This window comes from Phaeobacter sp. PT47_59 (assembly GCF_028890025.1).
Classification (GTDB): domain Bacteria; phylum Pseudomonadota; class Alphaproteobacteria; order Rhodobacterales; family Rhodobacteraceae; genus Phycobacter.
Map to the genome: position 1 here is coordinate 178,981 of NZ_JARCJL010000006.1, position 17,310 is coordinate 196,290.

The following is a 17,310-nucleotide window of genomic DNA, read 5'->3' on the forward strand; positions in this document are numbered from 1 at the left end:
GCCCGGTGTCGGGCGCTGGCATACCCCGGCGGTGGCCCCTTGTTCAAGTCGGCTTTGACACTTCGGTCCGGCTCTCAGGGGCGTTTCAAGGGCAGGGTGAGGCGGAATCGGCTGCCCTGGTCGCGCCCTTCGCTTTCGGCCGAGACGGTGCCGTTATGCGCATCCATGATCTGGCGCACGTTCGCCAGCCCGAGGCCGGTTGCGGTTTCTCCGCCGGTCGGGGTGGCCGAGAGGGTCCGGAAACGGCCAAAGACATGTTCAAGATCGTCTTTGGTAAGGCCCTGCCCATTGTCGGTGACATCGATCACGAGAGTATCTGCAGCCTGCTCCATGGTGACATGGACGGCGCCGCCACAAGGGGTGTATTTGACCGCGTTGCAGATCAGGTTGTCTATGGCGGACACCAGCAGGGTGTCGTCGGCCTCAACCCGGATCGTACTGTCCCCGGAACTGTCGAACGTGAGCGTTATGTCCTTGCGGCTGGCCTCGTCGCGATTGGCGGCGACGGCGATATCGACCAACCGAGCCGGATCGACGGGGTGGGTGGACAGCCACAGGGCATCCCCTTCGGCCCGCACCCGTTCAAGGGTGGCGGAAATCAGGTCGGACATCCGTTCGGCGCCGGTGAGGATCTTGTCGAAACCGGCACTGATACGCGTAAGATCAGGCGCCGTTGCTGCCCCTCGGGCCTGACCGAGTTCGGCCTGGGAAATGATCGCGGCAAGCGGGTTGCGCAGGTCGTGCGCGATCAACCCCATCAGATGGGTTTTTTGTGAATTCTCCTGTCGCAGGCGGTCGAAACCGCGCTGCAGGCGGGCGTTGAGATCGGACAGCTCGGCGATCATCGCCCGCCTTTCGGCTTCGAAGGCCAACCGGCGCAACTCTGCTTCGGCGCGCTGGGCGAATATGCCGGCAATTGCAGTGGCCAATTCGGTTTCGACGATTGTATCGTGGGAGAAGACGGCGAGATGCCCGGCCACCTGTCCTTCGGTGTCCCGCAACGGGATGCCGATATAGCCTTCGACAGCGCCTTCGCGCGGGTATAGCTCAGCGACGCCGCAGGGAATGGTGACGGTTTCACCCAGGTAGACCCTTGCGCAGGGGGTTTCATCGAGCTGAAAGCGCAGATCCTGTACGATTTCTTGATCTTGCAGCGCATAGAGCGCGCGGGCATGTGTGGCAGGGACACCCTCGCCATAGGTCACGGCGACAAATGCGGTGTCGAGATAGGCGCTCAGCGCCTCGACCAGGCGGCGCAGCATGTCGTGTCCGACCTGACCGGCGATGCTCTGTGCGATTTGGAAAATCTGCTGGGTCTCGGGGGAAGGCATGATGCAAAAATGGGCCTTTGGTTTGAAAACGCCGATATGTTAGCGCCGCCCTGCCCGCGGCGCTAAACCTTCCCCTTTTGACCTCATCCAGGCGGAAGCGAAGGTGCGCCGCGGAAGCCGGGATCAAACACCGTTATCGGGCCTGCGCCGCTCTGGATCTTCTCGGGGAAGGCGACGGGGGTGTCCTGTTCCACTCGGGTGATCGTCTCGGTGTTTTCCGTCTGCGCAAGGCTCAGAACAGGAAGTCGTCGGCAGACAGATCGGCCAGCGACACGCCCTGCAGGGTGATGGTGTTGCCGCGGCCATCGTCGATCACAAGGTCCCGCCCGTCCCGGGAGATATGCGATTCCATCAAGTCGTCGAAGTCGGCAATCTGCCTGACCTTGCGCAGGTCGATCTTCTCGCGGCTGCTGTCGACATCAAAGTCGGTGATGACATCGTCACCGAAGCTGCTGCGAAAGACAAAGCGGTCTGCGCCTTCACCGCCGGTCAGCAGGTCGTTCCCCTTGCCGCCGAACAGCCAATCCTTGCCGCTTCCGCCGTACAGCTTGTCACGGCCGTCATCCCCGTAAAGACGATCGCGCCCGCCCTGCCCAAACAGCTCATCCTGCCCGGTTCCGCCATTGAGCCGGTCATTGCCTCTGCTCCCGGACAATACGTCGTTGCCATCACCGCCGTTCAGGGTGTCATTGCCCCCGCCTGCCGAAAAGCTGTCGCTATCTTGGGTGCCGTCGAAACGGTCGTTCTGGCTGATGCGGTCGGGCTGAAACGCATCCCAGTCAAGGGTCTGGTCCGGGGCAAAAGCTCCGGTTAGGGCCTCATAGCCGGTGATCGAGTCGTAGAACGCCTGGTAGTCCTCGAAGTCCTGGAACTCGGGGAGCGGATCACCTCCCAGAACGATATAGTAGTTCAAACTCGCCGAGGCGCTTGCGCCAGTGCGAATCTCGATGACCTCGGTCCGGTTTCCATCCCAATTGATGGCTCCGATCCGGTAGCTGGTCAGCAACAGGTTGGCATCGACATCATTGACCCGAATGTTGAAACTGCTGCCCTCCAGGCTGACACGCGGCAGAGTGAATTGGGAAATGGCATCAATCCCGTAAGACAGTTCGGAGCCGGAACCGAAAACGAGGCTCACGGTTTGGTCAGGGGAAAACTCGGTTGGCCGAAAGTTGGAGGTTTGCACCGAAAAAGTGTTGAAAATCAAGGTTGTCATGGTCTGAAAACTGCTCCGTCAAAAAATAGAGAAGGACCGCCCGGTTCTCTGGCGGTCCCAAAAATAGTTTTTCAAAAACCAAAATCCGCCTGCTTCAGGAAAATACCGGAAACAAGCATTTGGCTTGCAGGTTCAACCTAAGATTTAATCACCCTGGGTCAAGTCTGCTCTTGCGGTGCCACGGTCCAGTAGACCGGGAAGCCGGGATCAAACACCGTCACCGGGCCTTCGCCGCTTTGGATCTTCTCGGGGAAGGCGACGGGAGTGTCCTGTTTCACAAGGGTGATCGTCTCGGCGTTTTCCGGCTTGCGGTAGAAGGCCGGGCCATTCTTCGAGGCAAAGCCTTCCAGCTTGTCCAGGGCGCCGTCTTCCTCGAACACATGCGCCAGAAGGGCCATGGTGTTGGTGGCGGTGAAACAGCCGGCACAGCCGCAGCCGCTTTCCTTGTTGGGATCCGTATGAGGTGCGGAATCGGTGCCCAGGAAAAATCGCGCATCGCCTGATGTGGCGGCAGCGCGCAAGGCAAGGCGGTGCTCTTCCCGCTTGGCCACCGGCAGGCAGTAGTAATGCGGCTTGATGCCGCCCACCAGGATGTGGTTGCGGTTGATGATCAGGTGGTGGGTGGTGATCGTCGCGCCGAGGTCCGTATCGTTGGATTTCACATAGTCCACACCGTCGCGGGTGGTGATATGTTCCATCACCACGCGCAGGCCCGGCGTTGCGCGGCGGATCGGGTCCAGCACACGGTCGATGAACACGGCTTCGCGGTCGAAGATGTCGATGTCATTGTCGGTGACCTCGCCATGCACGCAGAGCGGCATGCCGATCTCGGCCATCTTCTCCAGCACCGGGCGCACCTTGTCGAAATCGCGCACGCCCGAGGCCGAGTTGGTGGTGGCCCCGGCAGGGTACAGCTTCACCGCCGTTACCAGCCCCGAGGCATGCGCCGCCGCCACATCCGCAGGATCGGTGTCCTCGGTGAGGTAGAGCGTCATCAGGGGCTCGAAGGTCATATCGCCGGGCAGGGCCGCCATGATGCGGTCGCGGTAGGCTGCGGCCTGCGCTCCGGTGACCACGGGCGGCACCAGGTTGGGCATGATGATCGCCCGGGCGAAATGGCGGGCGGTTTCGGGCAGCACGGCCTGCAGCATGGCGCCATCGCGCAGATGCAGGTGCCAGTCATCGGGGCGGGTGAGGGTCAGCTCTTTGGTCATGCCGCCGCGTTAGCACAGGGCGCTGCAAAGGGAAAGCGTCAAGCCCTGCGGCACGTGGCGCAGGGGCGGTGTATCAGAGCTCGGGCGGCAGGGTGAAATCGCCCTCGGCGGCGCGCTGGCGCAGGTTCTGCAACCGCTGCCGGAATCGGGGGGCGCGCAGCCGCGCCGAGACGTTTCGGCATAGCAGCGTCATCAGATAGGGGCGGTCGCTCTTGTCGAGGCTGGCCATCACGTTGCGCAGGTAGGCCGGGTTGTTGCGCCGCGCGCGCAAGAGGCGCGACAGGACCTGGCCGTTCAACTTGCCCGATCCGGCCATGGAGAGGATCTGATACAGGATCTCCATCTCGATCAGCCGGGTCTGCACCGCCCCGCCAAAGTTGGGCAGGCGCCAACGGGTGACATTGCTGCGCGCAAAGAGCGCCGCATGCATGGCATCCAGGCGTTCGTAGGGGTCAAACAGGACAAAGGCCTGATCGGCCGCATCCAGCATGTCCGGCGCATAGCCGTAGCGATCCGAAAAGGAGGTGCGGCGCATCTCGACAAAGCGGTCGTCCCAGTCGGCCATGCGCGGATCGAGCGTGGCCTGCGGCTGGATGGCCACCACCGTGGCGCCCGGAGCGGCCACCGAATAGGCACAGGCCGCATAGCCGCAGGGACCGGCGCCGTAGAATACCACCCTGTCGAATTCCTCGAAGAACCCGTCGTCGATCAACTGGTCGAAGAACCCATAGACCTGTTCGTCGCGAAACCAGGTGTCGCCTTCCGAGATCACGCAGAGATGCGACCAGCCCAGGTTGCGCACCAGATCAAAGCCCAGCGGCTGGGCCAGGTCCGACAGGCTCTGGATGCCTTGCAGGGTTTCGAAACTCACCAGCAGGGTATTGCCCTGATCGATGAAGGCGGCGCAGTGGCGCTCCCCAAGCGGCTGGAACTGACCCAGTTCCTCGCTGAGGGTTGCAAGCCGTTCCTTCCATTCGGCTGCCTTCAGCCCGGAAAGATCTGTTTCTAGCGTGTCTGCGCCGTCCTGCATGCCGATATCCTCTGTCTCCGCCTTTCGTGTCGGACGGATTGTTTGGGACTGGAGTAGCGGGGAATTGGGGCGAAAGTGAGAAAGATTCGTGCCAGTTTCCGGGATCGGGGCCGGGATCGGGACTGGGATCAGGACTGGGATCAGGATCCGGGTGCGGTCACTCGGGGGGCTCTGGCGCGCTCTCCCCGCTGCGCAGGGCATCCGCCTTGCGGCCCAGCAGGGCGAAGCCGGTGAGCGTCTGGGCGGTCACCGCATTGATGGGCCGTGACGGCGGCGTCATCAAAAGCCGTGAAAACAGGGCGCGAAAGGGGTCTTCCAGCATCAACTCCCGGAAACGTTGATGACGCCAGGCGACGGCCTCTTCATGCAGACGTGCCAGCTTTTGATCCTCCTGCAGCATGGCGCGGATGGCGTCGCGCGCGCCTGCGTAGCGGGCGATGGAGGTATCCTCGTCGGTGTTGAAATTGCGCTCCACCCAGTAATCCACACCCAGCATCTGGTCCGAATGGACCGCGCGGCCCCGGTCGGCCTTGACGATATAGCTTTCCATCGCGCCTAAGGGATAATGGTTCAGCTGCGCCAGCCGGTGATTGGGCTGGCCGTAGTCGGAGTAAAGCCGCTGCGTCTTGAACTGCTCTCCGAGTTCGCGCCCTTCGCAATCGAACCAGCGAAAGCGCGCCAGGTCGGCGTCGCTCTGCACCCCGCGCGGACGATGCACCCCGGTTTTGCGATAGGTGCCATCGTTGCGATAGAGCGTCTTGAACATGGCGGCGCGCCAGGGCCAGTGGATCACATTGGGCGCGCAGCGGGTGAAACTGTCCGTCACCGGGCGATCCTCATAGCGCAGGGTCTCGCCATTGCCGAACAGCCGCCAGGTCAGCGTGATGGCATCGGCCTCTGGCAGCGCCTGCAACAGGTCGGGCAGGGTGCCGCGGCCTGCGTGGATATTGACGAACTCATCGACGTCCAGCGCCATGATCCAGTCGGCGCGCCTCACCAGCCGGTGCTTGTCGGCCAGTTTCATGGCGTTGAACTGGATGCCGCCCTTGCCGTAGGGTCCCTCGTTGCGCAGGTGGGTCAGATGGCCCAGCCGGTCCAGCCGGTCCAGCATCCGGTCGGTGCCATCCTGGCAGTCGTTGGAGAAGACCAGGAAATCGGTGAACCCCACGGCGCGGTGATGGGCCAGCCATTCCAGCAGGAAGGCCGCCTCGTTGCGCACGGAGAGGATCGCCAGGAACCGCATCACGCTACCAGTCAGAGCGGAACACGGCGACCTTGCCGTGCGACCAGCGCGGGAAGAAGACCAGACCGGCGGCATCCAGGCAGTGGAACACCTTGCGAATGCCCTCCTTGCCGATCCACTGGGGGTGGGTCTCTATCAGCACGGCGCGCAGGGAGGAGAGATCCAGCTTTGGCAGCACGTCCACCTCGGCGCCTTCGATGTCGCAGATCAGAACCGTGGGCTTCAGATCCGCCATCACCTGGTTCATGTCGCGCATCGGCACGTCAAGTTTCTGCACCTCCGGCCCGTCCTCGGCCATGGGGGTGAGGGACGAGGCGAGGAAGTTGGGCCGCACGTAAAAGGGCGCTGTTCCGTCGCCGTCGCTGAGCACCGCATGGGTGACCTGCGCCGTCTTGGCGCCATTCAGGGCATGGACCCGGCGGATATAGGGAATCAGCGCCGGGTTTGCCTCGAAGGCATGCACCGCGCGGGCCGGGGTTTTGGTCGCAACCAGCGTGGACATGAAGCCGATGCCGCCGCCCAGCTCCATCACCACATCGCCCTTGCGGATCAGCTTTTGCGCCGCTTCGGCCTCCTTTGCCTCATAGGCGCCGGTGCGCAAGAGCTTGCGGACGCGCGGCGGCAGCACCGCCTTATCCAGCGGAAACTGCATGTCCAGGCAGGTTAGAACAGGGGTGTCACTTGCGTCCGTCATCGCATCAGCTCTCCATATCCAGCGCCAGCGCATAGGCGACGCGTTCGGTGGCGCTCAGCTTGACCTCCAGCGCCTGCCGGTAGAGGGTCTCGAATTCCTCCATCCCGTGCAGTTCGGCCGCCTTGGCCCGGTGCCACTCCAGGCCCTTTTCATGCCAGTCGCTTAGGGTCTCATCCGCCATCAGCCGATCATATTCGGCCTTGAGGCGCGGCAGATTGCGCTGGATGGTGGTATCCTTGTGGTCGTTCCAGTCCATCCGGATCCAGTAGTTGAGCCCGATCGAGCGATCCACATGCAGCGCCCGCCCGCGCTGGCGTTTCACCAGGAAGCTTTCGGCCGAGCGCAGGGCGTAGTGGTTCAGCTGCAGAAGATCATAGCCCACTGACCCGCGCGAGGAGCGCCACCCGTTGTCGATCGCCTCCCGGGTCATGTCGCGGCCCGAGCCATTCACCCAGGCCACCTGATCGCGCTTGCCCTCTTGCAGCTTGTTGGGGCGGTGGCAGCTGAACTTCTGATAGGCGCCGGTGTTTTTGAACATGGTCTTGAAGCCCCAGACGGTATGCGGCTTGGGGCAGTATTTCGGCGCGCAGGCATCGAACTGGCCGATCACGAAGTCATCATTCAGGCCCGTGACGCCATTGTGGCCGAACAGGCGCCAGGTCATCGCCACATTGGTGGCCTCCGGCACGCGGTCCAAGAAATCCTGCAGGGTGCCATTGCCGCAGCGCACGTTGATGAATTCGTCCACGTCGATATGGATGATCCATTCGGCGTTTTGGATCACGGGTTCCTTCAGCGCGCGGTTCAGGGCGAATTGCTGCGGAGAATTGCCGCGCCAGTCATCGTTGTTGCGGTGCTGCAGCACGCCCATCTCCTGCAGCCGGTCCAGGATCTCGGCGGTGCCATCCTCGCAGCCATTGGTGTAGATCAGGAAATTATCCACCCCGATGGCGCGGTGATAGGCGACCCATTCGACGATATAGGGCGCCTCGTTCTTCATGCAGCCGACGATCACCGTACCACTGCTGCCCTCGGGCAGGGGGCGGCGGGGCGCTTCGCTGTAGGGGGCGTGCTGAGCGGTCTCGTCCAGCGCGCCAATCCGATTGTGTGGCTGAAAGGGAGAGCCTTGCAGCATCTCGAAATTCTTCAGCGCCAGAGGAGACATCAGCTTTTTGGCGCTGTCGCTGGGGCTGGCGGCCTTGGCTGGGGCCTGTGCGGGCGGCCCGGCTTTGCCCAGGGCCTCGATCTGGGGCAGGAAGCTGGCCAGATACTGCGAGGCGCGATACCCCATCTGCGGGTCGGCCTCTTGCCATTCGGATGAAACGGCGGCTGCGCCGGGAAAACTCTCGGCGCGCAGGTCCGCATGCTGGTCCACAAGGGACGTGTTCGCCTCGGCAAAGCGGCTGCGAATGGCGCCAAGGCTCTCTGGGGTGATCGGATCACCGCCGATATGGATCTCATTGAGGAAGGCCTGCCGCATCTTCAGCGGCACTTTGCTGCCCATTTGCAGGATCAATCGCTGCAAGAGCGCGTTGAGCTGCCGGGCGCGGGTGATCCAGGCGGCAGAGGGCACGGGCGCCAGCTTGCCCGGCTTGGCGCGTCCGATCCGGGGGGCAATTTCGAACATCGCGCGCAGTTCTTCGGTTGCCTCCGGCCCGTAGATGCGGTCTGCGTCGTAGGAGCGAAAACTCAGCGATCCCGCGCCGAACACGGCCTCCCAGCGGGCCTGCAACCCGGTGAAATCCAGCCAGAAGGGCGCGCCTTCGGTCTCTTCGAAGATGCCCGCCTGCGGGTCGATCTCGGGCCGTGTGCCTTGGCAGGCAAGCCACCAGTCAGGCGCCTGTACCAGATCCAGATCCCGCGGCAGGGGGGCTGCGCGGCCATTGAGGACCTGCGCGCCATAGGTCCGCGCCAACAGGCGGGCGGGATCGTCCAGATGGGCCACGATGCGGATGTCATCCGAGAGGGGCAAAAGCATGTTCCGCAGACGCGCCAGCTCGCTGCGGCGCGAGAGCCGCGTCCCCAGTTGCGAGGCGGAAAGGATCAGGCTGTCCGGCCGTGCCTCTGCCACCTCGCGGCTCAGGTCCTCGACCAGTTTCTCCTGCAAAAGCTCCTGTTTCTCGGCATCACCAAAGCCGCGCGCCAGGCGCAGAAGGTCGACGTGATCGGGATCGGTGGCGGCCATGAACAGCCGGGTGTGGTTGCTGCCGCCGGGGGCGGTGGGAAACAGCACGCCCTTGCCGCGCAGCTGGTCGCGCTTGTGCGCCAGCACCTTCTGCAGACGGTCCGCGCCCACATGTTCAAGGCCGATATGAAGATGGATCCGCATCGTCTAGGTCCCGGCCTTCTTGTTCACATTCGCCTTGCCCCACCAGGGCAGGTCGCGCCCCAGAAAGGTGCTGATCCGCTCTTTTGCATCGGCATCGGCGACATTCACCTCCAGGTAGTCGGGATCCTCCCGGAACCAGTGTTTCAGCGCCTCGTAGTGGCCGTCGATCCAGATCATCTGCTGTTCCGGCGTCTTGCCATATCCGATCGGCAGGCCCGGCACGGTGCTGGCGGGCAGGCGGGCTTTGCCAAGATTGTTCCAGGCCATGATCGAGTGGGAATGGCTGTCCGCGTCGCGCCGGGTGGCGATGAACTTCAGATCCGGGTTGAGCTCCTTCAGCATCTTCAGAAGCGCAAAGTCGAACTGCGGCCAGACCGAGAATTTGCCGTGGATGAAGCTGATCTCGGACAGGGCATCATAGTCCTGCAAATGGGCCATCGGATCGCCGCGCTCGTATAGCCCCTTGTAGAGAAGGCTGCCCACGAAGATGCGCCGCTTGCCGGGCTTGTCTTCCTCGCGGTCCCGCAGGCGATGGTCGGCGACGCTATAGCCTGCCTGCGCCAGCGCCCTGCCGAGGGTGGTGGTGCCGGATTTCGGCAGGCCGAGGTTGATGACCTTGAGGCTCATGCTGTGCCCTCCGTTTCCCAGAGGCCCAAGTCACGCAGCAGCGCCTCTTCCTGCGGCGGCAGGGTGGGGGCGGCGCGCAATTGATCGCGCATCGCTAGATAGCTGGGCTGAGCCAGCAGCGCGTCCCGCCTTTCCCGGTGCAGACGCACAGAGTCCTGATGCAACGCTGCGATCTCCGGATCTGATTTCAACGCGCCCAATGCGTCATTCAGAGCGGGCAGGTAGCGCTGGATCGACAGATCCTCAAAGGCCGCATCGTTGCGCTCGCGCCAGTAGGTGTCGTCGAAGGCGCGGTTTTCGCGGTTCACATCACCGCGGTCGTTCTTGACCAAGTAGCTGTCGAGCGAGCGCAAGGCGTAGTGGTTGAGCGTGGCATGCAGGCGCGCGCCCTTGGCCGGGAACTTGCGGATGCGGTCGCGCGTGGCGGCGACAAGATACTTGAACGGAACCTGCCGCCCGGCGCCATCGGTCCAGGCCGGGCGCTGATCCTTGCCAAGCGACTTGCGAAAGAACGGGCGGTGCGCGCCGTAGTACTGCAGCGGGAAGTCCTGGCGCACCAGGGTCTTTACCTCGATGGCCGGATCGGCGCAGCAGATGTCAGGGGTGTGCGAACGGGTGAACTGACTGATGACAGGCTTGTCTTGATAGGCCTCCACCCCACCATTGGCAAAGAACTGGAAACTGACCGAGATCGCCTGCGGATCACCACAGGCGTCAATCAGCGCCGGGATCGTGTGATCGCCCACGTGTATGTTCAGGAATTCGTCCACATCGGCCACCCAGACCCAATCGGCCTTAGTGACAACGTCGTGGCGGCGGGAATCCTTCAGCGCCTCCATCTGGTAATTGCGCCCTTCGGCGGGGTTGGGCAGATGGTGAACAATCCCCCGCGCGGCCAGGGCATCCAGCAGGCGGTCGGTGCCATCGCTGCAATCGTTGGAATAGAACAGGAAATCGCTGACGCCGATCAGCCGGTTATAGGCGATCCATTCCAAGAGGAACGGCCCTTCGTTCTTCACACAGGTAACGGCAGTGATGCGCATCATGCATCTCCTGCTCTGCCCCGGCTATGCCTGCCGGGCTGAAGGGGTCCGTGGCGCATCATCCGATCTTTTGCCTTGTCGCCTGCATGTCGCCTCTTGTTTCCGCGCAGATCCCTGTCGCAGCTGAGGCTTTTCCTTGCGAAACTGCATGGCAGGGCGGGGATCCGAGGTCAATCATTGCCGCCTGTATAGGCGTTAACCCTTGTCGAAGTGTTGCCGATGGACCGAAAATCTAATGGCAGACCAGCCTTGACCGCGCGCTGGCCCCGTGGCCTGTTGGGGCGACCAAGCGGGGAGGCAAGGCATGACAGAGGCGCAATCCATCGATCAGGTGCAAGAGATGCTGGCGGATCAGGGCTATGTCTGCGGGCGGGCGCTGGCCACCGTGGTCTTCCTGTCGCTGCGCCTGGGGCGGCCCCTGTTCCTGGAAGGAGAGGCGGGGGTGGGCAAGACCGAGATTGCCAAGGCCCTGTCGGCAGCGCTGGGCCGCCGCCTGATCCGGTTGCAGTGTTACGAGGGGCTGGATGCTGCCAGCGCGGTCTATGAATGGAACTTTGCCGCGCAGATGGTGGCGATCCGCACCGCCGAGGCTGCCGGGGGCGCTGACCGCAGCGCCCTGCAGAGCGAACTCTTTTCCGATGAATACCTGATCGAACGGCCCCTGCTGGAGGCGATGCGCCCCGATGAAAACGGCGCGCCGGTGCTGCTGATCGACGAACTCGACCGCACGGATGAACCCTTCGAGGCGTTTCTCCTGGAGGCGCTCAGCGATTTTCAGGTGACCATTCCCGAACTTGGCACCATCAAGGCGCCCGAGCCGCCCATCGTGATCCTGACCTCCAACCGCACCCGCGAGGTGCATGACGCGCTGAAACGGCGCTGCCTTTACCACTGGGTGGATTACCCCGATTTCACCCGCGAGGTGGAGATCCTGCGCGCCCGCGTGCCGGAGGCGGCAGAGCAGCTCAGCCGCGAGGTGGTCGCCTTTGTGCAGACCCTGCGCACCGAGGATCTGTTCAAGAAACCGGGCGTGGCCGAAACCATCGACTGGGCCAACTGCCTGCTGGCGCTTGATGTGATCGACCTTTCCCCCGAGGTGATCGCCGACACATTGGGCGCGATCCTGAAATACCAGGACGATATCGCGCAATTGCAGGGTTCCGAGGCGAAACGCATCCTTGATAAGGCGAAGCAGAGCCTGGAGGAGACGCCGTGACCTTGGCGTTGATCTGATGGTGGAACTGCCCGAACTGTCGCTGCCGGACGATCCGAAACTCGTCCAGAACATCACCCATTTCGCCCGTGCCCTGCGCAAGGCGGGGCTGCCCATCGGCCCCGGAAGGGTGATCGACGCTGTGCAGGCGGTGGCGGCGGCGGGCTTTACCAGCAGGCAGGATTTCTATTGGGCGCTGCATGCCTGTTTCGTCACGCGCCCCGAACATCGCACGGTCTTTGCGCAGGTCTTCCGCCTCTACTGGCGCGACCCGAGGTTCCTGGAACATATGATGGCGGCGATGCTGCCGGCCATTCGCGGCGTGCAGGAAGAACGCGCCGCCAAGCCGGCGGAGAAACGCGCCGCCGAGGCATTGCTGGATGGGGCAAACGAGCAGCTTGACCTCCCCGAAGGGCAAGAGGAGGAGGGCACCGAATTCGAGATCGACGCATCCCTCACCATGTCCTCCGAAGAGCGCCTGCGCAGCCTTGATTTCGAACAGATGAGCACCGAGGAGGTCGCCCGCGCCAAGCGTATCCTGGCGCAGATGCGCCTGCCGGTGCAGCCGATCCAGTCGCGCCGCCTGATGGCGGCCCCGCGCGGAGAGCGGGCCGATTGGCGGCGCACCTTGCGCAACGCGGCACGCCGGGGCGGCGACCTGCAGGAGATCGCCCGCGCCAAGCGGCGCATTCGCTGGCCCAATCTGGTGGTGATCTGCGATATTTCCGGCTCCATGAGCCAGTATAGCCGTATCGTGCTGCATTTCCTGCATTCCGTGGCCAATCAAAAGGGCGCGGGCTGGGCGCGGGTGCATGGCTTCACCTTTGGCACGCGCCTCACCAATATCACCCGCCATCTGGCCACGCGCGACGTGGATGCGGCATTGGCGGCCGCAGGCGCCGAGGCGCAGGACTGGGAGGGCGGCACCCGCATCGGATCCTGCCTGCATGAGTTCAACCGCGATTGGTCGCGGCGTGTGATGGGGCAGGGGGCGGTGGTGCTCTTGATCACCGACGGGCTGGACCGGGATGACCCGAACCAACTGGCCAAGGAAATGCAGCGCCTGCACCTGTCCGCGCGGCGGCTGATCTGGCTCAATCCGCTCTTGCGCTGGGACGGCTTTGCCCCCAAGGCGCAAGGCATCCGCGCCATGCTGCCCCATGTGGACAGCTTCCGCGCAGGCCATTCCATCGCCTCGCTCGAGGATCTGGCGCGGGTGATCTCCAGCCCTCAGGATCAGGGCGAAAAGGCGCGCCTGATGGCGCTGCTCTGATGGTTCTTTATTAATTCCGAAAATTGAATGTATTTGATCTGGGTCAAGCGAGACCCCGTCGTAGCCTGCTATATTCCGCCGATGGAATGTGAAAAAGGAGGCTGAAGATGGCCATGAACTGGAAAATCGGAGGGCTCCTGTTGGGGGGTGTCTTCTTTCTGGCGGTACTGCTGGTCAAGCCGATTGGTGTGTCCACGCAATTCGTGATCCTGGACGGGATCATCGGGGATGCGGTGAACAGCGAATTGGTGACCAAGACCGAGGAAGGCTATACCTCGACCAATGCCTATCTGGCGAAATCGAATGGCAAATACGCCAAGTCGGTGATGAACCCGCTCAATTACAGCTTTATCTTCGTGCTGGCGATGGCAGTGGGGGGCTTCCTGTCGGTGCTGACGCGTGGGGGTATTTCCGCACGTGAGCGCAGCATCCCGGAGCTGTGGCGCGCCAACATGGGTGACGGTGTCGCCCTACGATACGGGGCGGCCTTTGTCGGTGGCTTCATCGTTCTATACGGGGCGCGCCTCGCTGGGGGCTGTACCTCGGGGCATATGATGTCGGGCATGATGCAGACCTCGCTCTCGGGGTATATCTTTGCCGCCGGTGCCTTTGCCGCCGCGATCCCCGTGTCCCTGATGCTGTTCAAGAAGGAGGCCTGAGCCATGACGTCTATCATTCTCGCAATCGTTATCGGTGTCGCCTTTGGCGCGGTTCTGGACCGGATCGGTGCCTCCAATCCGAACATGATCGGTAAGATGCTGAACCTCACGAACCTCAACCTGGCCAAGACCATCCTTCTGGCCATCGGCACCGGATCGGTGCTGATGTTCGCAGGGCAGATGCTGGGCCTTGTCGATGTGGGCCATATGTCGGTGAAGGCTGCCTATGTGGGCGTCTTCATCGGTGGCTTGATGCTGGGCGCGGGCTGGGCGCTGGCGGGCTATTGCCCCGGTACCGGCGTGGTCGCGGCGGCCTCGGGGCGCAAGGATGCGCTGTTCTTCATCGCGGGCGGCCTTCTGGGCGCCGCGGCCTATATGGTCACCTATCCGATGTGGAAATCGAGCGGCCTGCTGGACAGTATCGCGGGCGGCAAGGTCACCCTGGGCACCGTGCCGGGATCCAAGTTCGAAGGCATCACCGCGCTGTCGGGCGATATCCTCGGCATCGTCCTGGGCCTTGGTTTCATCGTGCTGGCTTTTGCCCTGCCAGAGCGTCTGACGCCCTCGAAATCGGAGCTGCAACCGGCTGAATAAGCGCCCTCCCGCGCTTGTGACAGGCCAAGGCGCCCGCCGGTCCCGGCGGGCGTTCGTCGTTTTGCGATGCGTTTTCGGCTTGAAACCCGCCCGGTTCACGTCAACCTTGGGGGTAACAGGGGCGGAAGACAGGCCGGGAGGATGGCATGACAGGGGAAACCGCGCGGTTTGAGAACGCGCCGGAGGTGGCGCTTGCGTGGCATGGGGATGGTACGGGGGCTGCCTTGGCGACGGTGGTGCAGACCTGGGGCTCGGCGCCGCGCCGGGCTGGCTCGCAGCTGGTGGTGGGCGGAGATGGCCGCATCGAAGGCTCGGTCTCGGGGGGCTGCGTCGAAAGCGCCGTGGTCTTCGAGGCGCTGGAGGCGATCCAGGACGGGCAGCACCGGCTCTTGGAATTCGGGGTCAGCGACGATGATGCCTTTGCCGTGGGCCTGGCCTGCGGTGGCACCATCAAGGTGCTGGTGGAACCCGTGGGCGGCGCCCTGCCGGTGGATCTGCTGGAGGAGCTGGTCGCGGCCCGCAAGGCGCGCCAGGCGCTGGCCTATGAGGTCAACCTGGAAACGGGCGCGCGGCGTCTGGTGCGCGATGGTTACGGCGACCGGCTGCGCATGGATCGCTCGGGGCTTGAGGAAGACGGCAAGACCTTTGTCGCCATTCACAACCCGCCGCTGCGGCTGATCGTGGTGGGGGCGGTGCATATCGCCCAGGCCCTGGTGCCCATGGCGCGGATCGCGGGCTATGATCCGGTGGTGATCGACCCGCGCGAAGCCTTTGCCGCCGCCGCACGCTTCCCGGGTGAGCGGCTGATGGATGACTGGCCGGATGAGGCGGTGGAAAAGCTGGGCCTAGATGCGCGCACCGCGCTGGTTCTTTTGACCCATGATCCGAAGCTCGACGATCCCGCACTTGAGGCGGCGCTGGGTGCCGACTGTTTCTACATCGGCGCGCTGGGTTCGACCCGCACCCATGCCAAGCGGGTGGAGCGGCTGACGGCAGCGGGCTTCACGGCAGAGCAGATCGGGCAGATCCACGGGCCCATCGGCCTCGATATCGGCGCGGCGGGACCGTCGGAAATCGCCGTGTCGATCCTGGCCGAGATGACCGCGGTTCTGCGCGGCAAACGCCCATGAGGTTCGGCCCTGTTCCGCTGGATCAGGCCGAGGGCGCGATCCTGGCGCACTCCCTGCAACTGAAGGCGCGCAAGATTGCCAAGGGGACCGAACTGAGCGCCGCAGATCTGCGTGATCTCGCAGCGGAAGACCGGACAGAGGTGATCGTTGCCCGCCTTGAGCCGGGTGACCTGCATGAGGATGCCGCCGCAGAGGCCCTGGCGCGGGCGATTGTCCCGGATGAGGTGGCGCAGGGTCTGCGCATTTCCGGCGCCGGGGCAGGGCGCGTGAACCTTTACGCCCGGACCTGCGGCGTGGTGCAGCTGGACCGGGCGCGGCTGGAGGCGGTGAACGCGGTGGATCCGATGATTTCCATCGCGACGGTGCCCGAGTATCACCGGGTCGATGTGGACGGCATGGTGGCCACCATCAAGATCATTGCCTACGGGGTGCCGGAGGCGGATCTGACACAGGCGGCCAAGGACGCGAGCGGTGCAATGCGGGTGCTGGCGCCGGTCTACAGGACCGCGACCCTGATCGAAACGCGGGTGAGCGACGAGACCCCTTCGGACAAGGGGCGCGCGGCCATGGCTGGGCGGCTGGACCGGATGGGGATGGACCTGACCGATCGCGTGGTGGTGCCGCACCGCGAGGCGGAGCTGTCAACGGCCATCGCCGCAGCACCCGGCGAGGTGATCCTGGTGCTGACCGGCTCTGCCACCTCCGATCCCATGGATGTGGCGCCGCAGGCGCTGCGCCGCGCTGGGGGGCAGGTGACGCGGTTTGGCATGCCGGTGGATCCGGGCAACCTGTTGTTTTTGGGAAGCTTTGGCGACCGGCCCGTGATCGGCCTGCCGGGCTGCGCACGTTCGCCCGCGCTCAATGGCGCCGATTGGGTGCTGGAGCGGGTGATCTCAGGCGTCGATGTGACCTCCGAGGATATTGCCGCCATGGGAGTCGGCGGATTGCTGAAGGAGATTCCCACCCGTCCCATGCCGCGCCGCGCTGCACCGGGCGGTTCCGGGACAGGATGACATCCACGGCCTTTGCTAGTGACGTCTTTGTGCGCAAAATGTCCCATGTCTTCAGGTCGTTAGTCCCGCGATTTGACCATTTGACAAAAATGTTGGGGGCGAATGCATTTCAGGGGGTTCGCGCAAGGGGAATCCCGTGCTTAACTCGCTCTCAGCCAACAAAAGTAGCGAATGGGAGGAATTCATGACGAAGGTCTCAATGACCGTGAACGGCAAGCCCGCCAGCGGTGAGGTGGAGGGACGCACGCTTCTGTCGTCGTTTCTGCGCGAAGATCTGGGTCTCACGGGAACGCATGTCGGGTGTGACACCAGCCAATGCGGCGCCTGCGTGGTGCATGTGAACGGCAAGGCGGTCAAATCCTGCACCATGCTGGCGGCCGAGGCCGATGGCGCCGAGGTCTCGACCATCGAAGGTCAGGCGGCCCCGGATGGCACGCTCAACGCGATCCAGCAGGCGTTCCAGGATCATCACGGGCTGCAGTGCGGTTTCTGCACGCCGGGCATGGTGATGTCGGCAGCGGCTCTGCTGAAAGACAACCCCAAACCGACCGAAGCCGAGGTGCGCGCCTATCTGGAAGGCAATATCTGCCGCTGCACCGGCTACCACAATATCGTGAAGGCGATCATGGCCGCATCCGGTCAGGACGTCTCGGCCATCGCCGCCGAATAAAGCCATACCACCCAGGGCCGCGCAGGGAGGC

General features: G+C 63.7%; 16 protein-coding genes. 7 read left to right on the forward strand and 9 right to left on the reverse strand.

What is annotated here, in order from left to right; genetic code table 11:
• Positions 1-74: 74 nt before the first annotated feature.
• The 9 genes from PXK01_RS07905 to PXK01_RS07945 all read right to left on the reverse strand — a co-directional run bounded on the left by PXK01_RS07905 (position 75) and on the right by PXK01_RS07945 (position 10,727).
• Entirely contained in the window at positions 75-1,331 is a 1,257-nt protein-coding gene (locus PXK01_RS07905; protein WP_274859562.1) for a sensor histidine kinase, read from the reverse strand.
• A gap of 232 nt (positions 1,332-1,563) precedes the next feature.
• Positions 1,564-2,469: a calcium-binding protein gene (locus tag PXK01_RS07910; protein ID WP_274859563.1), complete on the reverse strand. Its 906-nt coding sequence runs from the start codon at positions 2,467-2,469 to the stop codon at positions 1,564-1,566.
• A 236-nt stretch (positions 2,470-2,705) separates the two neighbouring features.
• The gene (gene pyrC, locus PXK01_RS07915) at positions 2,706-3,761 is read right to left on the reverse strand and encodes a dihydroorotase (protein ID WP_274859564.1); all 1,056 of its coding nucleotides are present in this window, start codon (positions 3,759-3,761) and stop codon (positions 2,706-2,708) included.
• Between the two features lie 73 nt (positions 3,762-3,834).
• The gene (locus PXK01_RS07920; RefSeq protein WP_274859565.1) at positions 3,835-4,791 is read right to left on the reverse strand and encodes a phosphoadenosine phosphosulfate reductase; all 957 of its coding nucleotides are present in this window, start codon (positions 4,789-4,791) and stop codon (positions 3,835-3,837) included.
• A 157-nt stretch (positions 4,792-4,948) separates the two neighbouring features.
• The gene (locus PXK01_RS07925) at positions 4,949-6,034 is read right to left on the reverse strand and encodes a glycosyltransferase family 2 protein (protein ID WP_274859566.1); all 1,086 of its coding nucleotides are present in this window, start codon (positions 6,032-6,034) and stop codon (positions 4,949-4,951) included.
• Between the two features lie 4 nt (positions 6,035-6,038).
• Positions 6,039-6,728, reverse strand: coding sequence for an FkbM family methyltransferase (locus PXK01_RS07930; protein WP_274859567.1), 690 nt, complete (start codon positions 6,726-6,728; stop codon positions 6,039-6,041).
• Positions 6,729-6,732: 4 nt separating this feature from the next.
• Positions 6,733-9,057, reverse strand: coding sequence for a glycosyltransferase family 2 protein (locus PXK01_RS07935; RefSeq protein WP_274859568.1), 2,325 nt, complete (start codon positions 9,055-9,057; stop codon positions 6,733-6,735).
• A 3-nt stretch (positions 9,058-9,060) separates the two neighbouring features.
• Positions 9,061-9,684: a sulfotransferase gene (locus PXK01_RS07940; RefSeq protein ID WP_274859569.1), complete on the reverse strand. Its 624-nt coding sequence runs from the start codon at positions 9,682-9,684 to the stop codon at positions 9,061-9,063.
• Positions 9,681-10,727 (reverse strand): glycosyltransferase family 2 protein, encoded by a 1,047-nt coding sequence (locus tag PXK01_RS07945; RefSeq protein ID WP_274859586.1) that lies wholly within the window; start codon positions 10,725-10,727, stop codon positions 9,681-9,683. Before PXK01_RS07945 ends, PXK01_RS07940 begins: the two co-directional genes overlap by 4 nt.
• 304 nt (positions 10,728-11,031) lie before the next feature.
• On the opposite strand from PXK01_RS07945, the gene PXK01_RS07950 reads away from it, so the two are divergent.
• The 7 genes from PXK01_RS07950 to PXK01_RS07980 all read left to right on the forward strand — a co-directional run bounded on the left by PXK01_RS07950 (position 11,032) and on the right by PXK01_RS07980 (position 17,279).
• Entirely contained in the window at positions 11,032-11,943 is a 912-nt protein-coding gene (locus PXK01_RS07950; protein WP_274859570.1) for an AAA family ATPase, read from the forward strand.
• A 16-nt stretch (positions 11,944-11,959) separates the two neighbouring features.
• On the forward strand, positions 11,960-13,213 hold the full coding sequence (locus PXK01_RS07955) for a vWA domain-containing protein (protein WP_274859571.1): 1,254 nt from the start codon (positions 11,960-11,962) through the stop codon (positions 13,211-13,213).
• A gap of 107 nt (positions 13,214-13,320) precedes the next feature.
• Complete coding sequence (locus tag PXK01_RS07960; protein ID WP_274859572.1) at positions 13,321-13,872, forward strand: YeeE/YedE thiosulfate transporter family protein; 552 nt, start codon at positions 13,321-13,323, stop codon at positions 13,870-13,872.
• Between the two features lie 3 nt (positions 13,873-13,875).
• A complete protein-coding gene (locus PXK01_RS07965; RefSeq protein WP_274848272.1) occupies positions 13,876-14,466 on the forward strand; it encodes a DUF6691 family protein in 591 nt (196 codons plus the stop codon).
• 146 nt (positions 14,467-14,612) lie between these two features.
• On the forward strand, positions 14,613-15,596 hold the full coding sequence (locus tag PXK01_RS07970) for an XdhC family protein (RefSeq protein ID WP_274848273.1): 984 nt from the start codon (positions 14,613-14,615) through the stop codon (positions 15,594-15,596).
• Complete coding sequence (locus PXK01_RS07975) at positions 15,593-16,609, forward strand: molybdopterin-binding protein (protein WP_274848274.1); 1,017 nt, start codon at positions 15,593-15,595, stop codon at positions 16,607-16,609. Before PXK01_RS07970 ends, PXK01_RS07975 begins: the two co-directional genes overlap by 4 nt.
• 184 nt (positions 16,610-16,793) lie before the next feature.
• On the forward strand, positions 16,794-17,279 hold the full coding sequence (locus PXK01_RS07980) for a (2Fe-2S)-binding protein (protein ID WP_274848275.1): 486 nt from the start codon (positions 16,794-16,796) through the stop codon (positions 17,277-17,279).
• Positions 17,280-17,310: the final 31 nt, after the last annotated feature.

What these genes read in the sequence shown, in the direction of transcription:
- PXK01_RS07905 (WP_274859562.1), bottom strand. Translation starts at nt 1,331, where the DNA reads ATGCCTTCCCCCGAGACCCAGCAGATTTTCCAAATCGCACAGAGCATC.
- pyrC (WP_274859564.1), bottom strand. Translation starts at nt 3,761, where the DNA reads ATGACCAAAGAGCTGACCCTCACCCGCCCCGATGACTGGCACCTGCAT.
- PXK01_RS07920 (WP_274859565.1), bottom strand. Translation starts at nt 4,791, where the DNA reads ATGCAGGACGGCGCAGACACGCTAGAAACAGATCTTTCCGGGCTGAAG.
- PXK01_RS07925 (WP_274859566.1), bottom strand. Translation starts at nt 6,034, where the DNA reads ATGCGGTTCCTGGCGATCCTCTCCGTGCGCAACGAGGCGGCCTTCCTG.
- PXK01_RS07930 (WP_274859567.1), bottom strand. Translation starts at nt 6,728, where the DNA reads ATGACGGACGCAAGTGACACCCCTGTTCTAACCTGCCTGGACATGCAG.
- PXK01_RS07935 (WP_274859568.1), bottom strand. Translation starts at nt 9,057, where the DNA reads ATGCGGATCCATCTTCATATCGGCCTTGAACATGTGGGCGCGGACCGT.
- PXK01_RS07940 (WP_274859569.1), bottom strand. Translation starts at nt 9,684, where the DNA reads ATGAGCCTCAAGGTCATCAACCTCGGCCTGCCGAAATCCGGCACCACC.
- PXK01_RS07945 (WP_274859586.1), bottom strand. Translation starts at nt 10,727, where the DNA reads ATGCGCATCACTGCCGTTACCTGTGTGAAGAACGAAGGGCCGTTCCTC.
- PXK01_RS07950 (WP_274859570.1), top strand. Translation starts at nt 11,032, where the DNA reads ATGACAGAGGCGCAATCCATCGATCAGGTGCAAGAGATGCTGGCGGAT.
- PXK01_RS07955 (WP_274859571.1), top strand. Translation starts at nt 11,960, where the DNA reads ATGGTGGAACTGCCCGAACTGTCGCTGCCGGACGATCCGAAACTCGTC.
- PXK01_RS07960 (WP_274859572.1), top strand. Translation starts at nt 13,321, where the DNA reads ATGGCCATGAACTGGAAAATCGGAGGGCTCCTGTTGGGGGGTGTCTTC.
- PXK01_RS07965 (WP_274848272.1), top strand. Translation starts at nt 13,876, where the DNA reads ATGACGTCTATCATTCTCGCAATCGTTATCGGTGTCGCCTTTGGCGCG.
- PXK01_RS07970 (WP_274848273.1), top strand. Translation starts at nt 14,613, where the DNA reads ATGACAGGGGAAACCGCGCGGTTTGAGAACGCGCCGGAGGTGGCGCTT.
- PXK01_RS07975 (WP_274848274.1), top strand. Translation starts at nt 15,593, where the DNA reads ATGAGGTTCGGCCCTGTTCCGCTGGATCAGGCCGAGGGCGCGATCCTG.
- PXK01_RS07980 (WP_274848275.1), top strand. Translation starts at nt 16,794, where the DNA reads ATGACGAAGGTCTCAATGACCGTGAACGGCAAGCCCGCCAGCGGTGAG.